Raw genomic sequence first — 7952 nt, 5'->3', positions numbered from 1 at the left:
GGAAAAGAGTATGCTAAACTAAATTCCAAAATAAAAACGTGAAATATGCCAAAATCAAATTAACTTTCTAAATTATTGTCATAAAAAGTTATTAAAGGTATCAATAAAGCTATTGCTGAAGCTTTAGAAATACACCGAAAATTAGGAGATTATATTGCTATTTGGGAAGATGGAAAAGTAGTTATTTTACCTCCAGAAAAAATCCCATTAATCTTAGACAAATAATGGGATGGATAATTAATAATTAATAATTAATAATTAATAATTAATAATTAATAATTAATAATTACCTCTGGTTCAGCTTGAGGTGCTGATAACTGATAACTGAACAGATTTAGACTAACTTGGCTACAGAATATTTTTGAGAAATAATTCAATTTTATTTGTAGGGGCGATTCGCGTAATTAGGAGCATGACAAACGGAAATCGCCCCTACTTAATTAAAAAAATTAGACAAACGTGAAAACAGATTAACAAAGTAGGGATGTTGCATACAACCTCTCTACAAGGTTATCATTTTTTTAATCAAGCAGTCCATAAAGATTTATAATGCCAAAACTACTAGAATTGATACATAATCTCTGATAACTAATAAGTAATAATTGATAACTGAAATGGGAGTAGTTTATATAGGCGATCGCGCCGTGGGAAAAACTCATTTAGCATTAGAATTAACCAGTCCCCAAGGAAATTATGTTCGGGTTTTTCTGGCTAATCAAAATTATCAAAATCTCCGGGCAAATTTGCTGAATTTAGATGGTACGACTAAACCGACTCAAACTATTGAAAAGCGTTCTTTAAATGTGGAGGTTAGGTTGCCTATTGGTATTAGTAAAATTGCTGTGGATTGGATAGATTCTCCTGGAGAATTATTTCGTAGGTCGTGGCAATCTGAGCATATTAATGAATGGGAAAACTTTAAAGAAATGGTGGGTAAAAGTGAAGGAATTTTTTTAATTGTTCCTCCCTATAGAGAAATTTTACAGCCTCATATTGAATCGGAAAATTATGTTACTCAGCAACAATGGTGTAATAGATTTAATCGTTGGGCTGAGTTTTTTATTTATGATTGTTCTCAAGCACGACGGATTGTAATTTGTTTGCATAAAGCTGATTTAATTAATTGTGAAATTGAACAGGAAATTTCAAAGTTAAATTATTTGCCTCATGGCTCTCCTTTGAATTGGCTACAACGTCATAATTATGTTGTTAATAATTATTTTCAACCAGTAAAATCGGAGTTAGAAAAAATCAATAAAAGTCGTTCTGGTTTGTCAGTTCGATGTTTTATTACCAGTATTTATTATCGTAGTTTATTAGAATTACCTTGGATATATTTGGCAAGTTATTTGTAAGTATTCAGCTATTAGCAGGGTAAGCTTTTCTAAAAGTAAAAAAGGAAGGCAGAAGGCATCCCCCCTAGCCTTTGAAAGGGGGGGGTGGCAGAAGGGAATATTAGTTCAAAGGGAAAAGATTTTTTTATAACTGATTATCCGAATATGATATTATACCAATTAAGATGAGCTTACCGAAAAATTGTGGTCTAAAACCTCCTCTTTTAAGGGGATAAAAAAAAGAACATTCCTTATGTCAAGCCTCCTTATTGCAGAGGTACTGATAACTGAAATGACCCTGTTAAAGTTTTTTTTCAAACATCATTTTATACTGCTATATTTGATTTATAACTTTCTCCTTTTTCTAACTTTCAATTAAAATTACCCCTAAAAAAAACGTGCTACTAGAACTATTATTATTAACAACTTTAGGATTTTTCGGCAGTTTTGGTCACTGCGTCGGAATGTGTGGTCCCCTGACTGCAAGTTTCTCTCTTTCCACAAAATCTCCAATTTCCTCTAACAAATGGCGTCAATTTCAATTTCATACCCTACTTAACTTTGGTCGCCTCTGTAGCTACACTTTGACAGGTGCAGGTATTGGGGCGCTAGGTTCTGTATTAGTGGCAAGCGGTCATTTAGCAGGTATTGACAGTGATCTGCGACGGTGGTTAGCAATAATTACAGGTTTAATGCTGATCTGGTTTGGTCTGGCAAAAGTGCAACCGCAACTATTACCAAATTTACCAATATTTCATCCTTTGAAAAAAAGCAACTTACATAACCGCTTAAGTGCAGTCATGGTTAACCTTTCCATGGAAAACAAATGGTGGACTCCTGCTTTACTAGGATTAGTTTGGGGTTTGATGCCATGCGGTTTTCTATATGCTGCTCAAATAAAAGCGGCAGAAACTAGCAATATTTGGTTAGGTGGAGCGAGTATGTTTGCCTTTGGTTTAGGAACATTACCCTCAATGTTAGGAGTGGGAATGTTGACATCTTTTTTGAGCGCAGATAAACGCAGTCAACTATTTCAAATGGCGGGTTGGGTGAGTATTTTTGTTGGTATCATGGTAGTCATGCGCAATGGTGATATGGTTGACTATACTGGTCATGCTGCAATATTTTGTTTGATTTTAGCATTGGTGGCGCGTCCGGTAAGTCGCTTTTGGAAGCAACCTCTACGTTATCGTCGTGCTTTGGGTGTCGGAGCGTTTGTGTTATCAATGGCGCACACAGGGCGAATGTTAGACCACAGTTTAAATTGGAATATCCAGGCAGTTTTCTTTATGTTGCCTCAACATCAGTTAGCAATATGGAGTGGTTTTGTTAGTCTGGGATTAATGTTGCCATTAGCGTTGACCAGTTTTGATGAAGCAGTGAAATATTTTGGTCGGTGGTGGCGAAGGTTACATTTATTGAGCGTACCAGCGTTTGTCTTATCTGGAGTTCATGCGGTGGCAATGGGTTCTCACTATTTGGGTTCTTTGGAATGGAAGATCGAAAATCAGTTACGGACTGTTTTTTTGGGAGTAGTAATATTGATTGTATTGGTTATGCGATCGCGTCGTTTTTGGTCTTTATTTTCTTTAGATAAATATTATGCTCCACCACCAACGGAGATAGGGAGGTGGCGAGATTGAATATTGAAGTTATACAGGATTTGCGCAAAACCACCACATCTAGTAGGGGCGAACGGCCGTTTGCTTCGCATACTTCGTAACGCCCCTACAGATGGTGTATAATTTCCTTTTTTGCGTAAGTCCTGTTATAGATAGAATTATAAATTCAGATGATACTAACAGAGATGATATCAATTATACCACATTACAGCGCTTTTCTTTCTTGATGACCTCACGTCACAACAAAAACCCAGTAGGGAGGTTCCATGGAACGTCCCTACTGTGGTCTACTGAAATGAAAACCACTGTAATCACTGAATCTGGTGTAAAATTAATAAATATAAATTGTTTTTTTGGAGTAAAATATAATGAAAATCAACCTCAAACTTTTATTGTTAACTTTGGCGTTTTCTGTTGGTGCAAAAGCAGAAATAATTAATCATAAAATGCAAAATAAATTAATTCCTACTTATGCTCATAATGTAGAAGTTTCTGAAGAGGTAGCTTGTACTTTTCACATTACGCCTAATCATAATCCGAAAGTTGGAAAGTCTTCTTTAGCTTGGTTTTCTCTGACTCGTAAAGGTGGTAAAACTATTCCTTTTAGTGAATGTAATTGCCAGTTAAATGTTTTTACTGAACCCCGTAATCCTGAAAGTAAACCGATAATTAATCCAGCATTAAAAGGGATTGATGCTGAACAATATCAAGATATACCAGGAGTAGAAATTATTTTTCCAAAAGCAGGTGTTTATGATTTAGAAATTATTGGGAGCGCCAAAGATGGAAAAAGCTTTAAACCTTTTAAATTTAATTATTCTGTGACTGTTAGTGGTGGATAATTAATAATTGATAATGGATAATTGATACCAATTTTTGGTATCCTTGAGGTAGACATCTAGCGGGCAAGATGCCCGCACTATAATAATTGTACCATTCACACCTTATAAATAATTAGCCCGAAATATGTTGTAATTAATAACTGATAACTGATAACTGATAACTGATAACTGAAAAAAATGGGAGTAGTTTATATAGGCGATCGCGCCGTGGGAAAAACTCATTTAGCATTAGAATTAGCCAGTACCCAAGGAAACTATATTAAGGTTTCTTTGGTCAATCAAAATTATCAAAATATTCAGGCAAATTTACTGAATTTAGATGGTACGACTAAACCGACTCAAAATATTAAAAAACGTTCTTTAAATGTGGAGGTTAGCTGCCTATTGGTATTATTCAACAATTAATAATGAATAATGAATAATTAATAATTATTCATTGTTGAAAAGAAGAGGATTGACTAATAATGAAAATTTTTATTTATTATCCCCTATCCAAGGGGAGGCTTTAAACCAGAATTTTTCGCTAAAATTCCTGTAGATTGGATAGATTATCCTGGGGAATTATTTCGTAGGTATTGGTAGTCTGAGCATATTAATGAAGGGTAAAAATTCCCTCTGTTATTGTCAGCTAGAGCAAGTTTTGGTTAGCATTATATATCAAGTCTCAAGCGTGATAATAAAAATGTCATTATTCCATTTATCTCACAACCAAAATTACTCAATGAGAAATTATATGGACTCGAAATTAACTTTGGAATATGACCGTATTGGAGATATTTTTTATATCAATAAATGTACTCCATATCCAGAACAAGAATCAGCATAAATTGAGTATGGAGTTATTGCTCGTTTAAACCCGAAAACAAATGAAATTGAAAATTTGGAAGTAACGTTTTTCTCAAAAAGACTATCAGAAAAAACTGGTTTGAATTACCGATAAATGCGGATTTTAGTTTGGTCGGACTATCCTAAAAAAATAATGTATTGCTGAATTTATAGACATCTCCAGAAAAGAGGAAACAGGGAACAGGGAACAGGGAAGAATAATTGATAATTTATGAATAAGAATTGATTTGAATTTTGATTTTTGGAGATGTCTAATTTATACAATGATTTCTTCAAATATAATACTGATTTTTTGTAAGCAGTCAGCTATCAGCTATTTATTTTAATTTTAGATAAAAGCTTGATGAATTAAGGGAAATTAAATCTTGAAAATTTAGAGAATTAATCAAAAAAAATGGGGAATATTTGTATTATCGGACCTACTGGCGCAGGAAAAACAACTTATTTGGCAGGATTAGCTTATTGGCCGGAAAAAACTAATCCTAATTTTCAAATTACAGCTATTACTAATGATGCTAAAAATTTGGCTAATAAAGCTGAAAATATTATTCTGAATGGTGCTTCTTTAGAACCTACTATTATTGATGGAATTAGAATTAAAAGTTTCTACGATTTACCTTTGTATTCTTTTCACATAGAAATCAAACATTGGTGGCAACGAAAACCAGAAGAAATTAATCTGGTAGTCCGAGATTATCCAGGGGAAGTTTTTAATGAATTACAAGGTGGAATTTCTAATCCTTTGCATCAAGAATTTCTCGATGAATGTCTGATTAAAGATAATCTTGGTTGTCTAATTTTACTTCATAAATGGGAACCAGGAAGTGACTTATTTTATAGTAACGTAATGGAAAAGTTTATTGACTTAATGGACGGTCGCGATCGCTCTCAAGATTTACGTCTAGCTATAGCAATGAGTAAATGTGAAAGAGGAGAAATATGGCCTGGTCGTCTTGACCCAGAATTAGATATTTTTCAAGTTCATTTACCTAGAACAAGAAACATTTTAAAAAGGCGTCTTCCTGAACAAAATTTACGGTTTTATGCTATATCTACTTTTGGTGTTTTACATCGAAATGACCCCCGCCCAAATCGTACAGATGAATTAGGCAGTCCTCACTCTATTTTAAGGGAACCTTTGAAATGGAAACCTCATGGAATTGTTTCTCCTTTGTATTGGTTAGTTCATTAATGGACAATGGATAATTAATAATTAATAATTATTTGATTGCTAACTTTTGTACTAAATTGAAGGTAAGCATTCAGCAGTTAGCTAACAGCTATCAGGCATTTATTTTAGTTTGAGATAAAAGCTTTATTAATTGAGGATTGAAGCAAATTGAATCTTGCTATAAAAGCTGACTTTAAAGGCTAAAAACTATATTCATTTCAAGTTCTTCCTTAAAGTTTAGATACTATTGCTGTTTGCGTAGCATTCCGCAGGAAAAGCTGAAGGTTAATAGCTGAAAGCTGACAATTGAATACTTTTTGTATTCCCAAAGTTTGCTTGTTACTCAAAGTTTAAAATTTGCATCATTATTAATTATCAATTATCAAGATTTTCCATTGGCAAAGTAATTTCAGTTATCAGTAAAAACTAATGTTAAAATCTATATTCAAACCGAAAATTAATCAGAATTTAAAACCAGAAAATTACTCTGGGGTTTTACGAGTAATAGGCGATCGCGCTGCTGGAAAAACGACTTATATGGCTGCTTTAGCTAGGTGGCCAAATGCCGATTTCTCTAGTCCGGTTGAGTTAGTTATTTCAGCTAATAAAGATGGAGAATATTTAATTAAGCAGGCACAAAATTTGATAGAAAAAGGATTACAAATTGAACAAACTCGTTTAGCTAATGATGTGCTGGAAATTAAGGATTATAGTTTGAGGATTGTTCTCAAAAAATCAGATAATTTTAGTCGCTCAAATACTGTTTTAAATTTAGATATTAGCTGCAAGGATTATTCTGGAGAATTTTTCAGTGATGTACTTCAGGAAACAGATTGTCAGTTACTCCGGGACTACTTAAATGATTGTTTTCCAGCTACAGGAATTATGTTAATGATTGACGGTACAACTCATCGCAAAGATTTAGAATATGCCAGAGGAGTTGATAAACTTTTAGTAGCATTAGCAGGGGGGGATATTTTAGGTCAAAAACGACGAATTGCTCTGGTATTAACTAAGTGTGAATTAGCAGATTTATGGGGAAATAGACATAGACCAAAATTTTTGGCAGAAGCACGGTTTCCTATTATTTTTAAAAGGTTAGAATCTTGGCAAGATTTGGGAATGGGAAATGTGGAATATTTTACAACTTCTGCTTTTGGTGTGACTGGAAATAAATATTTTAAACCCAATTCTCAGCAAATTTATCGCGGTCGTGGTGGGGTAGCATCTGTATTGGAAGACTCGAAAAAATGGCGACCTTTTGGTTTGGTTTCTCCCATATATTGGATTTGTACTGGTCAGCGGAATTTAGAATTAGATAAAGATTAATATTACTTTGTGAAAGGCAGAAGAAGGAAAAAGGAAGAGGAGAGAAGGAAGAAGGAGTAAATATTTAAAAGAATGCTGTACTACCTCAATACTTTAGTTATGAAGTAATGAGTAATAAATAATAAGTAAGGTTAACTAATGTTTGGGATAATTTTAGGAAAAGAGGGCAATTATATAGAATATGGGTAATTAGTTATCGCATAGCTAAAGAGTCATAATTTAGAATTTAGAAAGGATTTGAATAGTATGAATTTTTAAAACACGGAACAGGGAACAGGGAATAGGGAATAGGGAATAGGGAGGAAGAAATCAACATAAATATTTGTCGCTTAAAAAGTCTCGGAATATATGTACTGAATACTTCTTTATCTACCTTCTTTCAATCTCTTGAATTATTACCGCTTTTAGATTCACATCACAAGTTATGCTCTCTTAATACTTATTTGACAAACAGTCTCTAACAGGATTTTCTAGAAGCTATTTAGTATCTTTGCTTGCGATTAAATTTTTGAGTTACGAGTTGGGAGTGGAATAGAGGCAATACAGAAAAAAGATTGAAAAATTCTCCCTTACTTCCCTCAGCAGAGGTGAGTAGTGAAATTTTGCTTTTATTGCGTCAAGAGCAAGCATAAATTCATTTTCTGAAGCACCCAGGCAGTAGAGGCGAGTAGTGAAATTTTGCTTTTATTGCGTCAAGAGCAAGCATAAATTCATTTTCTGAAGCACCCAGGCAGTAAAGGCGAGTAGTGAAATTTCTCTTTTATTGCGTCAAGAGCAAGTATAAATTCATTTTCTGAAGCACCCCGGC

The 7952-nt window shown here is 33.8% G+C and carries 7 protein-coding genes; all 7 read left to right on the top strand.

From position 1 onward, the window contains the following. Positions 1-614: 614 nt before the first annotated feature. The 7 genes from F6K40_RS37035 to F6K40_RS37005 all read left to right on the top strand — a co-directional run bounded on the left by F6K40_RS37035 (position 615) and on the right by F6K40_RS37005 (position 7144). Positions 615-1355: a hypothetical protein gene (locus tag F6K40_RS37035; protein ID WP_293144238.1), complete on the top strand. Its 741-nt coding sequence runs from the start codon at positions 615-617 to the stop codon at positions 1353-1355. Between the two features lie 377 nt (positions 1356-1732). After that, the gene (locus tag F6K40_RS37030) at positions 1733-2977 is read left to right on the top strand and encodes an urease accessory protein UreH domain-containing protein (protein ID WP_293144236.1); all 1245 of its coding nucleotides are present in this window, start codon (positions 1733-1735) and stop codon (positions 2975-2977) included. A gap of 347 nt (positions 2978-3324) precedes the next feature. Then, positions 3325-3798: a hypothetical protein gene (locus tag F6K40_RS37025; RefSeq protein WP_293144234.1), complete on the top strand. Its 474-nt coding sequence runs from the start codon at positions 3325-3327 to the stop codon at positions 3796-3798. Positions 3799-3975: 177 nt separating this feature from the next. Then, a complete protein-coding gene (locus tag F6K40_RS37020) occupies positions 3976-4203 on the top strand; it encodes a hypothetical protein (RefSeq protein ID WP_293144232.1) in 228 nt (75 codons plus the stop codon). 277 nt (positions 4204-4480) lie between these two features. Next, positions 4481-4624, top strand: a complete 144-nt coding sequence (locus F6K40_RS37015) for a hypothetical protein (protein WP_293144230.1) — start codon at positions 4481-4483, stop codon at positions 4622-4624. Between the two features lie 414 nt (positions 4625-5038). Further along, positions 5039-5836: a hypothetical protein gene (locus F6K40_RS37010; protein WP_293144227.1), complete on the top strand. Its 798-nt coding sequence runs from the start codon at positions 5039-5041 to the stop codon at positions 5834-5836. 408 nt (positions 5837-6244) lie between these two features. Then, positions 6245-7144: a hypothetical protein gene (locus F6K40_RS37005; RefSeq protein ID WP_293144224.1), complete on the top strand. Its 900-nt coding sequence runs from the start codon at positions 6245-6247 to the stop codon at positions 7142-7144. The last annotated feature ends 808 nt before the right edge of the window (positions 7145-7952 follow it).

Source organism: Okeania sp. SIO3I5, assembly GCF_010672085.1.
Classification (GTDB): domain Bacteria; phylum Cyanobacteriota; class Cyanobacteriia; order Cyanobacteriales; family Microcoleaceae; genus Trichodesmium.
Note: the sequence above shows the minus strand (reverse complement) of the source record. Positions and strands in the feature narration are given on the sequence as shown.

Bases quoted from the DNA above. Each gene is read 5' to 3' on its own strand.
- F6K40_RS37035 (WP_293144238.1), top strand. From the start codon at position 615: ATGGGAGTAGTTTATATAGGCGATCGCGCCGTGGGAAAAACTCATTTA.
- F6K40_RS37025 (WP_293144234.1), top strand. From the start codon at position 3,325: ATGAAAATCAACCTCAAACTTTTATTGTTAACTTTGGCGTTTTCTGTT.
- F6K40_RS37020 (WP_293144232.1), top strand. From the start codon at position 3,976: ATGGGAGTAGTTTATATAGGCGATCGCGCCGTGGGAAAAACTCATTTA.
- F6K40_RS37015 (WP_293144230.1), top strand. From the start codon at position 4,481: ATGTCATTATTCCATTTATCTCACAACCAAAATTACTCAATGAGAAAT.
- F6K40_RS37010 (WP_293144227.1), top strand. From the start codon at position 5,039: ATGGGGAATATTTGTATTATCGGACCTACTGGCGCAGGAAAAACAACT.
- F6K40_RS37005 (WP_293144224.1), top strand. From the start codon at position 6,245: ATGTTAAAATCTATATTCAAACCGAAAATTAATCAGAATTTAAAACCA.